The sequence below is a fragment of the Streptomyces sp. NPDC017936 genome, assembly GCF_044328485.1.
Taxonomy (GTDB): Bacteria; Actinomycetota; Actinomycetes; order Streptomycetales; family Streptomycetaceae; genus Streptomyces.
This window is the reverse complement of record NZ_JBIRHK010000024.1, coordinates 82,876-101,160: the sequence shown is the minus strand read 5'-3', so window position 1 is coordinate 101,160 and position 18,285 is coordinate 82,876. Positions and strand designations below refer to the sequence as shown.

The following is an 18,285-nucleotide window of genomic DNA, read 5'->3' as shown; positions in this document are numbered from 1 at the left end:
CGTGGTCGCCGAGTCCAGTTCGTCCACTCGTGGGTGTGACTGCCTCGCCCACAGGTTCGGGAACGCGGTCGACCGGCCGCAGCGCGGGCCCCGATACGGCTCGGACATGAGCGATGCCGAGTGGGCCGTGGTCAGGGACCTGCTGCCGGTGCCGGGCTGGCTTTCGGGCCGCGGCGGGCGTCCGGAGGGCTACTGCCACCGGCAGATGATCGACGCAGAGCGCTATCTCGTCGACAACGGCATCAAGTGGCGGGCAATGCCCGCGGACTTCCCGCCCTGGCCGCGCGTCTACGCCTTCTTCGCCCGCTGGCGGGACACGGGACTGGTCACCGAGCTGCATGACCGGCTGCGGGAAGCCGTCCGCGCCGGCGAAGGCCGCAACGCCGAGCCGAGCGCAGGGGTTGTGGACTCGCAGTCGGTGAAGGCAGACGCCACCGTCACCTTCGGCTCACGGGGCTTCGACGCGGGCAAGAAAATCAACGGTCGCAAGCGGCACCTGCTCACGGACACGCTCGGACTTCTCCTGGCGGTGCTGGTCACACCGGCGTCCGTGACCGATCGGGACGGCGCCCGGTCCCTTCTGCCAGCGGCGGCCGGCCGCTTCCGGCGGCTGGCCGCTTCCGGCGGCTGGCCAGGGTCTGGGCCGACGGCGGCTACACCGGCCACCTCACCGACTGGACCAGCCAGCACCTCGGCCTCGTCCTCGACATTGTCCGCCGCAGTGAGGACGTCCGAGGCTTCCAGCCCCTTCCCCGCCGCTGGGTCGTCGAACGGTCCTTTGCGTGGTTTCTGCGCAGCCGCCGCCTGGTCAGGGACTACGAACGCCGCCCCGACACGAGCGAAGCCGTCATCCGCTGGTCGATGATCGCCCTGATGAGCCGCCGCCTGGCCGCACGATCTCGTCGGCCTGCAGTCCTGACGGCAGGGTGAACCTCCCGGGCTTCGTCTCCACCAGCCAGCCCCGTTCCACCAGCCTCTTCAGCCGTGCTCTCGCGCCCTCGACGCGTGAGGCCGAGGCACTGTCCCATCCAAGCACCACGGCCGCCCGCCGGGCACCCAGCCCGTCGTTCCCGGCCTCGGCCGCGGCTGCCATCACCGCCTGGTAGTCCACCGACAGGTCTTCGACCCCGGCCGCGTGCTGTCGATGCGGCACCGCACGGCGCGGGCCCACCGGCGTCCTCGGCGACGGGCCAACGACTGTCTCGGCGGGCTGTTCCTCCTCGGCGAGCGCTTCCAGATACTGCTCGAGGCCGATCGTCCGAAGCCTGAGAACCTCCTCGGCATCCGCCAAGTCTGCCCGCACCCGCTTCAGTTCGGCTTCGAGCTCATCCACCCGCACGGCAGCGGCCTTCCGCCGCGTTTCCAGGACCGCCCGCATCGACGGCATCCGCCACCCCCACCGACTCGATCAGCAACGAGTCGAGACTCCCGCCACAGCCGCAATCTCATGCCTGACCAACGGAATCCGCACACGACATTCGGAAAGAGAACGGCCTCTCAGCACAGGGTGCCGGGCCCGTATGGCACCACCGTCTCTGTCCGTGGGTCCCAGACCCATATCACCGACTCACGCCACAAACGGGGCAGTTCGTAGATCGGCTCGGCGTACGGGCTGGCCTCTTCGCCGGTCACCGGCTCGCCTGTCGTCCGGTCCACCCAGCCGGCCTCGACGAGCGACGGCCGCCAGCTGATGTCGCCGACGAGGACGGCCTGCACGCTGGCGATCCCGGCGCGGCCTGTTGGCCGGGGCAGACGCCACTCGCGTTCGTGCATCCAGGTCGAGCCCTGGGCTGTACGCACGCTCCAGTGCCCGAGCCCGGCCTGCTGGAACTCGCCGTACACGGAGTCCGGGACGTACGCGACGGAGCCTCCGCCGAAGGTGAGAAGTGTGGAGCGGTGAGTGACGATGCCCCAGGGGGAGAACCGGCGCGAGCCGATGAGGTACTTGAGGTGGTCGGGCGGGCTTTCCGAGAAGCAGACGCACGGGGTGGTCGCGCCGAACGGCGGGTACGCCCGGAACTGCCCCTCTCGGAGGATGCTGTCCAGACGCTCCTGCGCGCTCATTTCCTGAATCTCGGCCGGTACCGAGTCGGGCCGCCGTCCCTCGCGCCCCGTGAAGTGGTACAGATGGTCGCTCTGCGCGGGACCGGTGATCCCCAAATCCAACGTCGTCACCTGGTGCGCCCCCTCCTGTTCAGCCGCGTGTGCGGCCCGTCCGTCATACACGATCCGACGGGCCTCGGCGGGCTACTCCCAGTAGTGGCATCCGACGCACACTGCAGCAACCGCACCCGTAGTCGCACATCGACGACTGGAGGTCGCCGCAGGCCGGGTTGATCGGGCCTGCGCTCGGGACGGGGCAGTCACGGGCATGCATGATCCAAGCCAGTAACCGTTCGACGACTCAGCGGCGGGGCAGCTCTCTCCAGCGGTGGCGCGAGGGGGGCTCAGGAGAGCTGTGATGGTTTGCGGGGCGGGGGAAGCGCGGACAGCAGTTCCCACAGCGGCCGTGATCCCGCAGCTCAGGCAGCGAGCAGCCAGCGGTCGACGAGGTGCAGGCGCTGCTGCCGGGCAAAGGTGCGGCCGGGCTGGGTGATCCTGCCGTTGGTGACCATCACTACAACGTCCGCCTTATGCACCGGGCGTCCCGGCTGCGGTGAGGACTCGAAGGAGGCTCGTGTAGGTCACTGCGCCCCCCGCCGTAGCAGGCAGGTTGGGCCACGTCATCACCAGGTGGTCCGGGAAGCATGCCACAGGAGTGCACCCGGCGCGGTCCCGCACGGCGTGCGAACGGGTGCGGGACCGCGTGCCCAGCCGTCCTGTCCGAACCGGGCGTACACGACCATACGGACGGTCAGGCTGAAGGAGCTCTCGACGCACTGTACAGCGGCGTCAGGTCATCGGGCTCCAGCCGAACGGCAGAAGATCGGTGCGCCCGGGGGCATCTGCTGCCGGTCAGGGTCAAATCGGGGCTGCTGCGCTTCAATACCTGGAGAAGCCGTACGTGTTCTTCGTCAGGCACGGCAGACGACGCTCTGCTCCGACCATGATTGTGGGGGTACGGTGTGGCGGTCACTTCGCTTATGGGTGATTCTGCTCGGTGTTTCGAGCGGAGCAGCGGCGGCGGGGCTGGCGGCATCGGCTTGGCTGCCGACTGGCTGGACTGCTGTGGTGGCTGCGGTCACAGCCGCCGTGACCGGTATTTTCGCTGACGAGGCGAGGACCGCTCTCCAGTCGCACCGGCAGCAACGGCACGCTGCCCAGGTACGCGACAGAGGGTTGGCCGAGCGGGCGCAACGGGTGCGGGATGTGACGGACCCGATCAGCCTGGGTGTGCATCCCTCTGCGGTGCGCCGTACCACTCACTCGTCTTGAGCCGGACCGGGTTCCTGCTTTCGTTGAGCGTGACCAGTTCGACGAGGTGGTACGGCGGATCGTGCAGGGCGGCTTCGTACTGATCGTGGGTGATTCGACGGCCGGTAAGTCTCGCTTGGCTTACGAGGCCATGCGCGCGGCGGTCCCCGATTTCATGCTGCTTCAGGCGCGGCCGTCAGAGGACCTGCAGGCGTTTTCCTCCGCTGTGTGCGCACTTCGGCGCTGTGTGGTGTGGTTCGACGAGTTCGACCAATTCCTGCGAGCGGGCGGCATCACCCTGCAGATGGTCAAAGACATGCTCGCCGGCCCGGAACGGCAGGTGGTGCTTCTGGCGTCGATGCGCAGCAAGGAGTACGACCGGTACAGCGCGCGGCAGCGTGACGTCGCAGACGCGGCTACCTGGAGGGCGGGCCGGGAGGTTCTGCTGCATGCGGCAGAGCCGGTGGAGCTTGATCGTCTGTGGTCGCCGCGGGAGATCGAGCGGGCGCAGGGGGCGGGTCGGGATCCGCGTCTGAGGACGGCAGCACAGGCATCCGACCGTTTCGGGGTCGCGGAGGTGCTCGCTGCGGGCCCGGAGCTGCTCAACGACTGGATGCACGCGTGGCAGGCGGGAGAACATCCGCGAGGTGCCGCGTTGGTCGCTGCCGCCGTTGACTGCCGGCGCATGGGATTGCACCGGCCGGTACACGCCTCGCTCCTGGTGGCGTTGCACGAGGTCTATTTGTCGGCGCGCGGCGGGGCTGTTCTGCGGCCGGAGCCCCTTGCCGATGCGCTGGCGTGGGCGACGGCTCCGGTGCAGGGGGCCAGCAGCCTTCTGTTGCCTGATCAGGACGACTATCTGGCATTCGATTATTTGATCGATTTTCCTGGGCTGCCGGCGATCCCGGAACGCAGCTGGGAGTTGCTGCTTCCTGCGGTCTCGGCGGAAGATGCCTTCGACCTCGGCTGGGCGGCTGTCGACCTGATGCGGCCGACCATCGCGCTCAAGGCTTTTGACATCGCCCGACGGCACGGGGTGTCGGACGCCGACTACGCGCACGCCATCGCCCTGGGCAACGCAGGGCAGCCTCTGCCCACAGTAAGCCGGCTGCATCAGCTGCACCGGCAACGTGACACGCTGCTCGGCCCGGACCACCCCGATACCCTCGCGGCGCGTCACGACATAGCCCGCTACCTCGCCGAGGCCGGCCGGCTGTCGGAAGCCGTCGCCCTCTTGGACCGCCTCGCCCCCGACCGAGAGCGTGTCCTGGGCACCCGTCACGCAGCGACCCTGGTCACCCGCACCAGCAAAGCCCGGTTCCTGCGCGATGGCGGTGACGTTCCAGGGGCACTGCACCAGTTACGCGAGGTGCTTCCCGACCTGGCGGCCGCCTTGAGGCCGGAACACGTGGACGTCCTGCTCACACGCCAAGAACTGGCCCGGACCCTCGGCCGTGCCGGCCAAACCGCCGAGGCCCTTGCCTCCATGGCCGAGGTCCTTGAGGACCAGGAACGCATCCTGGGCGCAGCGCACCCCCACACGCTCAGTACCCGCTTCGACGTGGCGCTTCTCACGGGCCAATGCGGCGACCTGCAGGAGGCAATCCGGCAGCTGGAAGAGGTCCTTGGCGACCAGGAGCGCATACTCGGCCTACACTTACGCACCTTGAGCACCCGCCACCAGCTCGGCAGACTCCTGGCACAGACCGGTGAGCTGGACCAGGCCCAAGAGGTTCTGTCCGCGGTACTCAGGGATCAAGAGCGCTTCCATGGCTCGTCGCATCCGCGTACCCTAGCCACCCGCTATGACCATGCCCTGGTCATGCGCCTCACCCGGGGCGCGCAGGCGGCTGCCGCGCTGCTGGCTGCTCTGGAGGAAGACTGCCGCCAGGCGCTGGGCAGCAGCCATCCACTCACCCAGACGATCGCCGCAGCACTCCGATGAGTCCACGGCCACCCGCCGCATCTACAGGCCGAGTTGGGCGAGGGCCTGTCGTCGCTGGGGGCTCAACGCTGCCTTGCGGCGGCGCAGGTTGGTCAGCCACTGCCCCAGGCGCACAAGATCGCCGTCGACGTCTTCAACGTGCCGTTGGGGAACGTTGAGGTGGCCCTCCCTCTCGAGGAACGCCCGTGCGGCCGCCAGTCCTCGTTGAAAGGCACGCTCGCGTGCGGGCAGTTGGTGCTGTGGCGGGGTGGAAGCAGGCTCTGGGAGCAAGTCGAGTCCGAGGGCGGTGAGGAGGCGTTGCTGCTCGGGGTGTAGGGCTGGGGCGTGTGCTCGCTGGGCCTGGAGCCACTTGCCCGCCTCGGGAGCTGTCGTGGCGTCTGTCAGGCCCCGACGGGTGTCGTGGTAGGCGCGTTGCCAGGTGATCGGCCAGGGCGGGTTCCACCACCGGTCCAGAGCGGTGAGGGCCGCAGTGCGTTCGGCGGTCAGCTGGTCGGCGCGGGTGCGTTGGGTTGCCAGCCAGCGGCCCAGGGCGAAGTCGTCATGGATGGTCTCGACGGGGACGGCGAGGTGGCCGTGGCGGGCGGCGTAGGCGGCGGCGTGGGCGAGGCCTCGGTCGAAGGCTTGCTGGCGGGGGTGCCAGATGATGCCGAGGCGTTCGAGGGCCTGGGTGCGGGCTTCGTCGAGGGCGCCGGTGGTGTGGAGGTGGCGTTGCCATGCGAGCCAGCGGCCCAGGGGGTAGCCGGTGGGGTCTTCGTAGGTTTGGGGGACGTCGAGGTGGTGGTGGGTGTGGTGGTAGCGGCGGGCGGCTTTGAGGCCGCGGCGCCATTCGGCGCTCTTGGGTGCCAGGACGCGTAGGGAGAGGGCGAGGGCGACTTCTTCGGCCTGAGTGGGGCGGTCGAAGCGGAGCCAGGCTTCGGGGTCCTCGGGGGGCATGGTGGGGCGGTGGGTGCGGGGGTCGGCGAGGCGTGCTTCGAGGCGGTCGTCGTGGGCGCGCAGGGCTTGGATGGTGTGCCAGAGCGGGGTGTAGGCGTCAGCGCCGAGGAGGTCGTCGGGGTCTTCGCCGGGGGTGAGGTAGACGGGGACGACGAGGGTGGCCTTCTTGCCGGCGCTGGGCTGTTGGCGCAGGGCGCGGCCGACGGCCTGGACGGTGTCGACGGGGCTGTTCTTGGGGTCGGCGAAGACGACGGCGTCGATGGCAGGGACGTCGATGCCTTCGCCGAGGACGCGGGCGTTGGACAGCACGGCCGGGGTGTCGGTGTGGGAGGCGAACTCGAGTAGGAGGCGACGGCGGACCTGGGGGGCGTGGTTGCCGCTGATCCAGTCCGCCCACAGGCCTTCGGGGCGCAGCTCGGTGGGGAGGGTCTTGGCGGTCTCGTGCAGGGTGGTGGCGAAGGCGCGGGCGTCGGCGACGCGGTGGTGGAAGGTGAGGATGCGGCGCAGCCGGTGGTCGTGGATGGCGCGCAGGGCGGCGACCTGGCGGCCGGCCAGGCGTAGTCCGTCGACGCCGGCGCCGGGGCCGGTGGCGAGCCAGTCGCGTAGGTCTTCGTCGGTGACGACGGGGACGAGGATCTGGTAGTCGGCGAGCAGGCCGAGGTCGATGGCGTCGGAGAGGGTCAGCCGGTAGGCGACGGGGCCGAAGAGGCTTTCGTCGTCCATGGAGGCCACGGCTTCCGTGTCGCCGTCCTGGGCGTCGTCGGGGTTCCAGAGGCGGGGTGTGGCGGTCAGGTAGAGGCGGCGAGCAGCGGGGAGCTGGTCGTCGTGGTGGACGGCGGCCCAGGCCTTGCCCAGGCGGCCGGCGGTGCGGTGGGCCTCGTCGACGACGACCAGGTCCCAAGCGGGTAGGCCGTGGTCGCGGTGGGCGGCGACCACGGCGGGCAGGGAGGCGTAGGTGGCGTAGGCGGTGACCGGGCCGGAACGGGACGGCGTGGCGAGGGCCGTCAGCTCGCCGGGGTCGGTGGTCAGCGGGGTGTCGGCACCCACTGGTTCGTGGTCGAGGGCCTGGCGTGCTGAGCAGACCGCGATGGTGGTGCCTTTGCGTCCTGCGGTGCGCCAGGAACGGATCGTCTGGGACAGCAGGTCCAGCGTCGGCAGGAGCACCAGCACGCGGCCACGCGGGGTGATGCGGGCGGTGGTGCGGGCGGCGATCAGGGTCTTGCCCGTGCCGCAGGCGGCGATCACGCTCGCGCGGGTGTGGTCGCGGAGCGTGGCGGTCGTGGCGGCGACGGCCTCTTTTTGATGGGGCCGTAGCTCGATGTCGGGGGCCATGGAGGTGTGGGGCTCCGTGGGGTCGGCTGGGTGCTCCAGGAGGGCGGGGGCTCCGCTCTCCTGGAGTGCAGGTTATTCGGCTGCTTCGGTCAGGTGGGCGAGGGTGGAGCCGGTGGGGCCTTTTCGGACGTGCAGTCGCTGGGTGATGCGGCGGCGTAGTTCAGGGATGTGGCTGATGACGCCGACGGTGCGGTCGTGGGCGCGCAGGGAGTCCAGGACGTCGAGGACGTTGTGGAGGGTGTCGTCGTCGAGGGTGCCGAAGCCTTCATCGATGAAGAGGGTGTCCAGGGGGTTGCCGCCGGCTTCGTGGGTGACGACGTCGGCCAGGCCGAGGGCGAGGGAGAGGGAGGCGAAGAAGGATTCGCCGCCGGAGAGGGTGTCGGTCTTGCGGGGACGGCCGGTCCAGGAGTCGGTGATTTCCAGGCCGAGGCCGGAGCGGGCGCCGTGGGCGGCTTGGTGGTCGGAGTGGCGCAGGGTGTAGCGGCCTTCGGACATCAGGCTCAGGCGGGTGTTGGCAGCGGCGACGACTTGTTCGAGGCGGGCGGCCAGGACATAGGCCTCCAGTTGCATGCGGACCCGGGTGCCGGAGGCGTTGCCGGTAGCCAGGTCGGCGAGGTGGCGGGCGGTGCTGTGGGCCTGCTCGAGTGCTTCCAGGCGTTCGACGACCCCGGCCAGGGTGGTGGTGAGGTCGGTGAGGTCGGTGGTGCGGGCCCGGGCGGTGCTGGCGGTGGTGACCGCTTGCGCGTGCTGGTCGTCTGCGGCGACGCGGAGGGCTGTCGCAGCTTCGACGTCGGCGGCTGGCCGGGCTGCTGCTTCCTGCAGGACGGGGTCGTCGAGGACGGTCTGGTGGGAGGCGCGGGCCTCGCGCCATTGGTTGATCTCTTCCTCGAGTTCGTGGAGGTCCTTGTCGCTGAGCGTGGCTTGTTCGGCGGCAGCGAGGGTGTCGAAGCCTTGGGATGTGGCGGCGGCGGTGGCTTCGCTGGTACGGGTGTGCAGGGTCTGGGTGGCGGTGGCGGCGGTGCGGGATGCCTCGGCTGCCTGCTCGAGGTGGTCGGCGGTGCGGGTGAGGTCGTCGATGCGGGCCGCCAGGGTGGGGGCGGTGCCGCGGGCGGCATCGAGTTTCTCGGTGAGCTCTGCTTGCCGCTGGGACAGGGTGTCGTAGCTGGCGTTGCGTGCGGACAGGCCGGCGGTGGCGACACTGTCCTGCTCGGTCATGGTGATGTGTTCGCGGTCCAGCGCGAGGAGTTCCTCCTCGACGGTTCCGCGGTCGACGGCACGTTCGAGGGAGTCGGCCAGCTGCGCGGCGAGTGCCTCGTGTACGGTCTTGAGGCTGGCCAGCGGGGTGTCGCCGGCTTCGCCGGTGGCACCGGCGGCGTTCTCGCGAAGCTGCTGCAGCTCGGCCGCTATCTTGTCGCGCTGTTGCTGGGCGCGCTGGTGGGCTTTCTCGGCGGCTTGTTCGTCCTCGCGGGTGGGATGCCCGTCGGGAGCCTGGGTGGGAGCCGGGTGGGAGCACGAGCCGCAGACCGGGCATGGTGCGCCGTCGGTGAGGCCAGCGGCGAGTTCGGCGGCCATGCCCTCGGTGCGTCGGCGGCGGATGCCGATGTGGGCCTGGGCTGCCTGTTCGGTTTCCTTCTGGGCAGCAGCCAGGCGCTGCTCGGTGGTGGTGATCTGCGCGAGGTGGGCGTCGCGGCGTTCGGCGGCCGCGACGCGGCCGTTGAGGTTCTCCAGCTGGGTCTGGTGGCGGCGGCTTTCTTCCTCGGCCTCGCGGGCAGCTTCCCGGCGGGCCTGCAGAGTGGTGCGCCGGGTGGTCTCCTGCTCGAGCCAGTCACGGGCGGTGCGCTGCTGGACGGTGAAGTCCTGCCGCTCGGTGTCGATGCGCTTGAGGTCGGTGGTGAGCAGGCGGAGGGTGGCTTCCTCGGGAAGCAGGGTGTTCAGCACGGCGATGTCGTCGCGCGTGCGCTGCCCGGCCGTGGCAAGGTCGGCGGCCTGGAGCGTGGCGTGTTCGGGGAGCAGCCGGGTGCGGGCGGCGCTTTCGCTGTCCTGGGCTCGGGTGTGGTCGGTGCGGGCGGTGCTGACGGTGTGGAGCAGCGGTGCCAGCTGCTGAGCGCGCCGGGCTTGTTCCCGGCGCCGACCGAGGGCTTCTTGGTGGGGGGTCTGTTCGTCCAGCCGGTTGAGCTGGGTGCGGGCGGTGGCGTGGGCGGTCTGCCGCCTGTGCAGTTCGCGGGTGGCGGCTTCCAGGTTCTGGTGGGTGAGCTGGTTCTTCTTTGCCTTCTCGGCCTCGGCCTGGGCTGTGGCAGCGTCGGTCTGGCTGACCTGGATGAGGTCCTGGGCCCAGGCCAGTGCGGGGCCGGTCAGGGCGTGCGCGGCGTCGGGGGTGGGGGCGTCGTACTGCGATCTCAGGTCCGGGCCGGCGGCCTGGTGGATGCGGGCCGCCAGGTGCAGCACCTCGTCGCGGGCGGCGTCGCGGTTCTTCTGGGTGGTGCGGCTGTGGTCGTTCAGCCAGCGTTCGATGAATGCGTACCGGTCGCTGTGGAAGAGCTTGCCGAGGAGTTCGCGGCGCTTGCCTGCATCGGCGTAGAGGAACTTGGTGAACTCGTTCTGGGGCAGGAGGACCACCTGGCAGAACTGGGTCCGGCTCATGCCGAGCAGGTCCTTGATCTCCTTGCCGGCCTCTTGGTGGGACTTGCTGGAGGCCTCCCAGTGGCCCTGGCCCAGGGCGTCGGTCGTGAACCGGCTGAGCCGGGTCTCGGCCTTCTGGACGGTGTCACCCGTGCCGTTCTTCTTGGGGCGCGTCTGCTGGGGGACGCGGTCGATGAGCAGCCGCTGGCCGGCGATGGTGACGTCCAGGGTGACCTGGGTGAGCAGGTCGGCCGGGGCGTGGTGGCTGCGCAGCTCCAGGGTGCGGTCGACCGGGGGTTCGCCGTAGAGGGCGAAGCAGATGGCGGTGAACAGGGTGCTTTTCCCGGCGCCGGTGTCGCCGTGCAGGAGGAACAGGCCGTCGGCGGACAGGGCGTCGAAGTTGACGGTGTGGGTGCCGGCGAAGGGCCCGAAGGCCTGCAGGGTGAGGTGGTGCAGGCGCATCAGATGGTTTCCTTTTGCAGTTCGTTCACGCGGGCGGCGTCGACGGCCTGCTGGAGCAGGGCGTGTTCGTCGGGCGTGGGTGCGCTGCCTCGCAGGTCGGTGATGAAGTCGCAGGCGATGTCGATTTCGGTGCGGCCTTGGAGGCGTTCGGTGTAGGTGGGGGTGTCGGTGGCCTGGGCGGGGATGAAGGCGCGCTGGTGCTTGAGGCTGAGCGTGTGGGGGAAGCGGCGGCGGAGCCGGGCCATGGCTTCGAAGGGTAGGGCCGGGTCGGTGAGGGTGACCTCGAGCCAGGCGTTCTTGAGCGTTTCGTGGTCGGGGTGGTCGAGGAGGTCTTCAAGGAGGCCTTGGATGCGTTCCAGGCGGTGGGGGGTGGGGCTGGGCAGGCGGGTGACGGTGGGGGCTGCGCCGGGGGTGAGGTCAACCAGGGTGAAGGACTTGGTGTGGTCGGTCTCGGAGAAGGAGTAGGGCAGGGGGGAGCCGCTGTAGTGGGCGCGGTCGGTGATCTTCTGGGGGCCGTGGAGGTGACCGAGGGCGACGTAGTCGATGCCGTCGAAGACGTCCGCGCCGACGTAGGCAACGCCGCCGACGCTGATGTCGCGTTCGCTGGCGGACTCCTCCACCCGGGGCTCTTCGCTCTGGCCGGTGCTGGGGGTGACGAAGGCGTGGGCGAGGACCACGGAGCGGGTCTTGGCCGGCTGGTGGTTGGTGAGATCGGCGTGGATCTTGTCCAGGGCGGCGGTCAGTACCGCGCGGTGGGATGCGGTCTCTGCCTCGAGCTGGGTGCGGACCATCGATGGTTCGAGGTAGGGGATGCCGTACACGGCGACGGGGCCGTCGGCGTCGTTGAGGACGACGGGGATGTCGCAGGTGTCCGGATCGGTGCGCAGGTGGATGCCGGCGCGGGCGAAGAGGCCGGATCCGACGCCGAGGCGGTGGGCCGAGTCATGGTTTCCGCTGATCATGATGATCGGCACGCCGAGGTCCGCGAACTGGTGCAGGGCGCGGTTGAACAGGCGCACGGCATCCAGGCTGGGGATGGCACGGTCGTAGATGTCGCCGGCCACGAGGACCGCGTCGACCGCCTCGGTGCGGACTGTGGCGATCATGTGGTCGAGGAAGGCTTCCTGGGCGGGGATCAGGTCTTCTCCATGGAACCGGCGGCCCAGGTGCCAGTCCGAAGTGTGCAAAAACCGCATGAGCACAGACAGTAACTATTGCGGGGAGTGCTGTGGGTGGTTTTCCTGATAAACGATGTTCTGGATTTGGTGCGCGGTGTGCGTGAGGAACGGTTTCTTCGCCTGCCGTGCCGCGGGCTTGCGGGCTGCTGTGCCACCGGGTGATTGTCAGTGGTAGGCGGCAAGATAGGCGGTGGGGGGAAGGAGGATGTGATGTCGTTATCGCGTTCTACCGGTACTGGATCCACCGTTGCACCGAGTGGGTGCCGCTGGTGTGGGATTGAGGCGCGCGGGCATGGCCGGCAGCACGTCGTGGGGGTGGGCTGGCATGTCTGGACGGCGCCGACGCTGCAGCAGCGTAAGGAGCGGATGCTGCAGCGGCGCGCCGTAAGGCCGGTCAGGAAGCCAGGGCCCGGAGGTCGCTGAAGGCCTTGGTTAGCTGCGAGGGGACGTCTTCGCGGGTTTTGAGGGTGGTGACCAGGCCGTAGAGCATGTCGTCCTTGCCGTCGGGGCTGGTGCGCTCCGCCTGCTCTTTGATCATGGTCAGGACGCGGGCGCTGAACTTGCCGCCGCGGTGTGCGGTGAAGTCCTCGGCGGTCCACTGGACGCCTTCGGGGCGAATCCAGTGGGTGTTGGCGGCTGTGGCCCACTGGGCGTCCGTGAAGAGTTCCTCGAGTTCGTTGAACCCTTCTGCTTCGCCGATCCAGGTAACCTGGGTGTCGAGGTCGAGCCCGGCCTTGATCAGTCTTTCCGTCCTGAAGTGCTTGTTGGTGCGACTGTCGGCGTCGACCATCAGCATGACGGTGCGGCGGTTCTTGACGAGGTAGCCGGCCAGGTGGAGGGCGCCTTCGTTGTTGCCGCAGGCCCACAGGGCGATGCCCGCCGCCTGGAGGGACAGGCCCTGGGAGAGACGGAACAGCAGCGGCAGGCACTGCTGTTCCGTGGGGCCCTCGACGGCGAGGAAGCACCGTTCGTGCAGCAGGACGGAGTTGCGCAGTCCCACGGCGGAGGCGATCTGTCCGAGGTGGAAGTCGATCCCTTCGTGGGATTCGTCCGCGAGGCGTTCGACGATGGTGCGGCCGCTGTCGCCAAGGCGGAGGTGGACGACGTCGGCGATGTCGACACCGTCGATGAGGTTCATCGAGTGGGTGGCGACGACGACGCTGACGTGGGGCAGGGCGCACTGTTTGCGGATGATGTCCATGACGGTGCGCTGGTGGCGGTAGTCCAGGTGGGTGTCGGGCTCGTCGTAGACGACGATCGTCTGGGTCGGCTCCGCATCACTCCCCTCCCCCGTGGTGAGTTCGCTGTTCTCGAGCAGGTTGCTGGTCCACTCCCATACCGCGAGCGCGATCCGGCGGTTGCTGCCCTGTCCGGAGCGGGTGAGGTCCACCGGCTCACCGTCGGCCTTGGAGACTTCCAGAGGAGCGCGCTTGAAGCCGCCCTTGAAGGAGACCTCGGGCTTGACCTGCACGCCCACGAACTCCCGGCAATGCTGGCGGATGTGCCGGCACAGTGAGTCGGCTTCCTTCTCCAGGCGCTGGGTGATCTCCGTTTCGATCTCCCTGACCCGGCCCTGGAGCGTTTCGTCCTCCAGGTAGGTTTCGTAGCAACTGCTCAGCGCGGTCCGCACCGCGTCATCGGGCCTCTCGTCCTTGCCTCCGAACGGCAGCAGCCGCGGCAGACGCTCCTGGAGTTCCTTGGGCAGCGGCTGCCACTGCTCCACCTGCGGCCCCGTGGCCGCGTAGGCGGTGAGGGCCTGCAACAGGTCGTCCCTGCGGGGGCCTGCCGGGGACACCGACAACTCGGCTGCCAGATCGGCAAGTTGGCCCTTCAGCATGCGGCTCATGTCGTGGAGCCGGCTGTCGACCGGCCGGGAACCGAAGTACTGCCACTGGGCCGGCTGCCCCTCTTCAGAGATACGGCGGATCCGGACCGTCTGCGGCAGACCGGTGGCGGCCTGTTCCGCGGCGTCGAGGCGGAAGTCCCCCTCGACCGAAGTGCGGGCGCAGCGGCCGCCTGCGGATCCTTCCGCCTGCTCGTAGGTGCGGTCCTCGTCTGTCAGCCGGTGGCTGCCCAGCAGGAACGCCAGCGCCGTCAGTACGGCACTCTTCCCACCGTCGTTGTGGCCGGCCAGGATCGTCGGACTACTGACCGGGATGTCCTCAATACGGGCCAGGGAGCGGAAGCCGCAGGCGGAAAAGCGGGTGAGGTACACAGTCAACGTGCTCCGAATCTCCCCTTCCCCGGCCGGTAAGGGGTGACGTGCGGTGTTGGACGGGCAGAAGGGGCGCTCCAGACGCCAGCGCAGACCGTCATACTAGAGGCATCTCTCACAACAACCGCACGTTTCCCACCACTTGTACCAACTCGCCGCTCACATGCCGCTGAAGAACGGATACGGGCGCATACCCCTGTCCGGCAGGGCTCGCGGTCTCGGCTCCGGATGGCGGACGGGCACCGGAGCCAATCGCGGGAGTCGAGTGGGGGTGGGAGGACGGCAAGGACTCAGCAGAGTCGGCGCAGACCAACGGTCCGGTCGCTTCCCTGCCCCATTGGCCGGAGAGAGCTGATGAAGTCCAGTACGTGGCTGCTGGCGGCTGCGGGTTACGGCGTGGCGTTCTGGATGCCGATGACGTCGTACAGGTGCCGGCCGTGAGCCCACTTTTTCAGCTCTGGTCGGCCCACGAGGATGAGCCGATGGTGCCGAGCGAAGTCAATGGCCGGCTGGGTGAAGCCGTTGAGCGCAATCATGATGGGAATGTCGGCTCCGTGGTGCGGCCGGGCTGTCCCGTTGAACTTCTGCACGTGCCCGGAGCCGACCGGATTCTGGTACTGCTTGCACTGCAGGATCAAAAGACCGTCCTCGTCGTCGCGTGCGGTGACGTCGACGCCGAGGTCCCCTGCGCCACCGACTCGCAGGGGACGACGGAAGCCGTCACGCACCAGGAGGTCGACACAGGCCTGTTCGAAGCCCGTCGCGTTCATCTCCGCGAGCTGCTTCATCCTGAAGGTCAGCACCTCCGGCTCAACCACGCCGCCGACCTGCGCGGCGGAGGCATCGTCGGAGCTTACATACTTGGATGTGCCAGGCCGGGATGCCAAGATCGTGCCCAGCAGGATGAGCACGGTGAGCCCGCCAGCGACGACGAGTCCCGTCAACCAGGGGTGATCAGCGATCAGACCCCACAGGTCCTTCGTGATCAACCGGCTGAGGTCCTCGGTGAGCCACTCCCAGATCATCTTGCCGACGGCCAGCGCAATGACGGCGTACAGCAGGAACTTCAGCGTCGGATCCAAGGACCCGTCTTCGTCGAACACCACACCCCCAACTGATGACGCGAGCGGAAACGGCTGCCGGTCAGGCAGCCCGCTTGAACCAACTGCCGCGAGAACGGGCAGGCAGCTTGAGGAGCTCGTGCAGCGCGGTTCCGTCCTCGGCCCAGCACCGCAGCTTTCCCCGGTCAACCCAGTGGACCGTGTGCCGGTCTCCCCAGTTCATGGCATCGCGAGTGAAGAATCCGTTGGTGACGACCACCGCATGGTCCGCCCTGTGAACGGGGCCAGCCGTCCCATTCACCACGTACATCACCGACGATCCGACCTTCCCGCCGACGCGCGTGTGCTTGGCCTGCACGACAATCCGTCCGAGGACGGCGTGGTCACCGATGACATCGGCGGCCTGGTCTCCACCACCGCCCACTCCCCGGGCCATCCAGCCATCACGGACCAGCAGATCCCTCAGCGCATGCTCGAAACGCCGATCGTTCATGGCATCGAACTCGGCGAGCGTGATCCGCAAGGCAGCCAGCCGCGCCCCATCCCGCCGCCGGCCCGCCACGGCTCGTCTGACCCGCCACACCGCAGCAACTCCCCCCAGTACTGCAAGAGGTAGCAGTGCCGGCCACGCATCGACCAGTACGCCGGCCGACACGGTGACCGTTCGGACGACCATCACCAGCACGGCCAGCGCCACGACGGCCGCTGATGCGACCTCGACCGGCCCGCGAGGGCGCCGCAGGCACCATCCTCTCCTCATCGGTCGGCCGGTGCGCTGACGGCCGGGTTCGGCTCCGCCGGAGTAGTGGGCGTCGTCGCTTCGAAACCGAACACCTGCCCCCACAGCCAGGCCCCCGCCAGCAGGCCGGCGATCATCCATCCGCTCATCCGCTTGGCGCTCCTGGGCTTCGGGTTGCGGCGGATGTGCCCGCGCACGTAGTGGAATCCGTCCGGTGCCTTCGCCATGCTTTTCCCCTCCCGTCGGCGGCCGCCGCATGCGGCCTGTCCCCAGGAATCGGTGTAGCAGCGGGCACTGACAGCACCCGACGGCAGCCTGACCAGGCAGGACCTCATCCAGCCACGGCCACCCGATGGGACGCGGCACGCGTAAAGCCGACAACCTCCAATGAGCTGACCTCGCTGTATGCAGTCTTGAATCCGCAGTACCAGCTGGCCCGGCCCTGGGCCGTATCCTGCGGCATGCATGTCGCAGACGCTGTCACCTGCGGGAACAGCCACTTTTAAAGTCAGACGGTTCCGGTCGGAAACGGCGAGATACAGCAGGGCGCATGCCTTGTAGTGTCGTGCGCCGGAGCCGCTCCTGGCCACGGCTACAGCATCGACGCCGTCTTGTGAGCTGGCCGCGCATGGAAGTCCGTACTGCCTTGCTTCATGGACGATGGCGCGACAGCCGGTCGGGCAATGCGCCCTGGCGGCGGACGGCGGCGAGGGATCCCGCCCTCTGAAGGCGACCCAGCTGCCATCTTCCAGGTAGAGCGCGCTCAGCAAGGGGACGGCGGCGGCGAGAATGACGTCGCCTTTGTCCTCGGTCGTCTGGCCGGTGGTGTCGACGAGTTCAACGTCGACGTCGTCCAGGTCGATCGATACGCCGAGCTGTGCCTCCTGTTCCAAGAGCATGACGGCTTCGACACCGGCGCAATGCGACAGGTACATGACATCCACGTCGGAGATGCGGTCGCCGGTCCGGGCAATGCTTTACGAGCTGGTGCGTGATTGCGGTTGAAGAGGGATCGCCGCGAGGGTGGGATGATCCAGTCCGTGGTGATCATGGTCGACCGGGACATCCTCGCACATCAGCTGTTCACCGGTGTCTCCCGGCAGCATCTGGCGTGCTTGTCGAGGAGTTGGCCGACCCGTGGCAGGCCATGGTCGAGGGTCGTCGTCACGAGGCCCGCGGCGGGGCCAGGAAGCGTGAGGCGGGGGCCGGTGCCCGGCATCGGCTGGTGTTCGTCGACCGGCTGGTCGTCACGCTGATCCACCTGCGGCACGATCTCCCGCACTCCGTCCTGGCCCTGTTGTCTGGTGTCGACCGTTCCACCGTCACCCGCGCGATCGGAGAGATACGCGGGCTCCTGGCCGAACGCGGATGCGCGGTCCCTGACCGTCCTGGCCTGCGGCTTCGGACCCTGGCGGATGTGTTCGCCTACGCCCAGGCCGAGGGCATCGAGCTGCGGCTGGATGCCACCGAGATCCAGGTCCGCCGGCCCGCAGCCGGCCGCGGCGGACGCCGGGCGTTCGTCTCGGGCAAGAAGAAGCAGAACACGATGAAGGCCACCGTCGTCGCCGACCATCAGGGCCGCACTCTCTGGACCGACGCCCTGCGGCCAGGACGGATGCACGATGCGACCGCCACACGCAACGAAGGCATCGGAACCTGTTTCCAGCACTTCCCCGACGTGCAAGTGCTGCTGGACGACGGCTACCTCGGGCTCCGGCGCGACCACCCCGGCAAGGCGATCACACCGCCCAGAAAACCGAACAAGATCGCTCTGCCGCACGTACACGCAGCCAGAAAAAAGGCGCGGCACCGACACTCATCGAAGCGCATCACCGTCGAGCACGCGCTCGCCGACCACAAACGCTGGAAACAGCTGACCCGCTGGACGCACCGGCGAGAGGCCCTGCCCGACACCTACCGGGCCATCGCCGGCCTCGTCTCCGACCGCACCGCCAACGCGTGACCATAACCCTGATCAGGCAAACACGCCTCAACCGCAATCACGCACCAGCTCGTAAGATGGCGCCGGCAAGTTCTGCGCCCTCATGGCAGAACAGCATCTCATCGGCGTACTGGAGCGGCCAGGGCCCCGGGCCGTCCCAGTACAGTGCGCCGGGCTTGAACACCCTGCCGTCGCCAATCTGCTGTTTCTCGTAGGTGAGAGCTGTGTCCCTGGAGGTGGACCAGCTGCGGATGGGGAGCGGGGGCGACGCAGTGGCCGCGATGGGTTCGTCATCCATGTTTGAGGTCTCCTCGGGGTCGAGCGGGATATCCGTATGCTCGCTGGCGATGGCGATACGGAGGCGGTCGAACGTGACGTCACCAAGGCTTTCCGCCATGGCCTGAAGCGGCCACGTCTTTGACGTGTGTACGCCAGTCACATGCGCGACCCACGGGAAATGCTGGCGCGGCACGTCCGGGTGGTCGTGGATGTCCTTCAAGGCGTC

At 68.7% G+C, this 18,285-nt stretch carries 11 protein-coding genes and 3 pseudogenes; 3 read left to right on the top strand and 11 right to left on the bottom strand.

Features of this window, described 5'->3' with window-relative positions; translation table 11 throughout:
* Positions 1 to 106 precede the first annotated feature (106 nt).
* Positions 107 to 930 (top strand): annotated as a pseudogene (locus tag ACH4F6_RS36155) (IS5 family transposase).
* On the opposite strand, the gene ACH4F6_RS36150 reads toward ACH4F6_RS36155, so the two are convergent.
* The 3 genes and pseudogenes from ACH4F6_RS36150 to ACH4F6_RS36140 all read right to left on the bottom strand — a co-directional run.
* Complete coding sequence (locus ACH4F6_RS36150; RefSeq protein ID WP_397964637.1) at positions 848 to 1,387, bottom strand: hypothetical protein; 540 nt, start codon at positions 1,385 to 1,387, stop codon at positions 848 to 850. The pseudogene ACH4F6_RS36155 and the gene ACH4F6_RS36150 overlap by 83 nt on opposite strands.
* 110 nt (positions 1,388 to 1,497) lie before the next feature.
* Positions 1,498 to 2,064, bottom strand: coding sequence for a hypothetical protein (locus ACH4F6_RS36145; protein ID WP_397964636.1), 567 nt, complete (start codon positions 2,062 to 2,064; stop codon positions 1,498 to 1,500).
* A gap of 383 nt (positions 2,065 to 2,447) precedes the next feature.
* Positions 2,448 to 2,648 (bottom strand): annotated as a pseudogene (locus tag ACH4F6_RS36140) (restriction endonuclease); the annotation flags it as partial.
* Positions 2,649 to 3,436: 788 nt separating this feature from the next.
* On the opposite strand from ACH4F6_RS36140, the gene ACH4F6_RS36135 reads away from it, so the two are divergent.
* A complete protein-coding gene (locus ACH4F6_RS36135) occupies positions 3,437 to 5,299 on the top strand; it encodes a tetratricopeptide repeat protein (protein ID WP_397964635.1) in 1,863 nt (620 codons plus the stop codon).
* 21 nt (positions 5,300 to 5,320) lie between these two features.
* Here the strand turns inward: ACH4F6_RS36135 and ACH4F6_RS36130 are convergent, their stop codons facing one another.
* From ACH4F6_RS36130 to ACH4F6_RS36100, 7 genes are all read right to left on the bottom strand, one after another.
* Positions 5,321 to 7,564 (bottom strand): Helicase associated domain protein, encoded by a 2,244-nt coding sequence (locus ACH4F6_RS36130; RefSeq protein ID WP_397964634.1) that lies wholly within the window; start codon positions 7,562 to 7,564, stop codon positions 5,321 to 5,323.
* Between the two features lie 72 nt (positions 7,565 to 7,636).
* The gene (locus tag ACH4F6_RS36125; RefSeq protein WP_397964633.1) at positions 7,637 to 10,645 is read right to left on the bottom strand and encodes an AAA family ATPase; all 3,009 of its coding nucleotides are present in this window, start codon (positions 10,643 to 10,645) and stop codon (positions 7,637 to 7,639) included.
* Positions 10,645 to 11,841, bottom strand: coding sequence for an exonuclease SbcCD subunit D (locus tag ACH4F6_RS36120; RefSeq protein WP_397964632.1), 1,197 nt, complete (start codon positions 11,839 to 11,841; stop codon positions 10,645 to 10,647). The genes ACH4F6_RS36125 and ACH4F6_RS36120 overlap by 1 nt, the downstream gene beginning before the upstream one ends.
* A gap of 376 nt (positions 11,842 to 12,217) precedes the next feature.
* Entirely contained in the window at positions 12,218 to 14,038 is a 1,821-nt protein-coding gene (locus ACH4F6_RS36115; RefSeq protein WP_397964649.1) for an ATP-dependent nuclease, read from the bottom strand.
* A 389-nt stretch (positions 14,039 to 14,427) separates the two neighbouring features.
* On the bottom strand, positions 14,428 to 15,141 hold the full coding sequence (locus ACH4F6_RS36110) for a restriction endonuclease (RefSeq protein ID WP_397964631.1): 714 nt from the start codon (positions 15,139 to 15,141) through the stop codon (positions 14,428 to 14,430).
* Between the two features lie 40 nt (positions 15,142 to 15,181).
* A complete protein-coding gene (locus ACH4F6_RS36105; protein WP_397964630.1) occupies positions 15,182 to 15,859 on the bottom strand; it encodes a restriction endonuclease in 678 nt (225 codons plus the stop codon).
* Positions 15,856 to 16,782 (bottom strand): hypothetical protein, encoded by a 927-nt coding sequence (locus tag ACH4F6_RS36100; RefSeq protein ID WP_397964628.1) that lies wholly within the window; start codon positions 16,780 to 16,782, stop codon positions 15,856 to 15,858. The genes ACH4F6_RS36105 and ACH4F6_RS36100 overlap by 4 nt, the downstream gene beginning before the upstream one ends.
* 105 nt (positions 16,783 to 16,887) lie before the next feature.
* Here ACH4F6_RS36100 and ACH4F6_RS36095 point away from each other — a divergent pair.
* Positions 16,888 to 17,801: pseudogene (locus tag ACH4F6_RS36095) on the top strand (transposase family protein).
* Between the two features lie 37 nt (positions 17,802 to 17,838).
* On the opposite strand, the gene ACH4F6_RS36090 reads toward ACH4F6_RS36095, so the two are convergent.
* On the bottom strand, positions 17,839 to 18,279 hold the full coding sequence (locus tag ACH4F6_RS36090) for a hypothetical protein (protein WP_397964627.1): 441 nt from the start codon (positions 18,277 to 18,279) through the stop codon (positions 17,839 to 17,841).
* Positions 18,280 to 18,285: the final 6 nt, after the last annotated feature.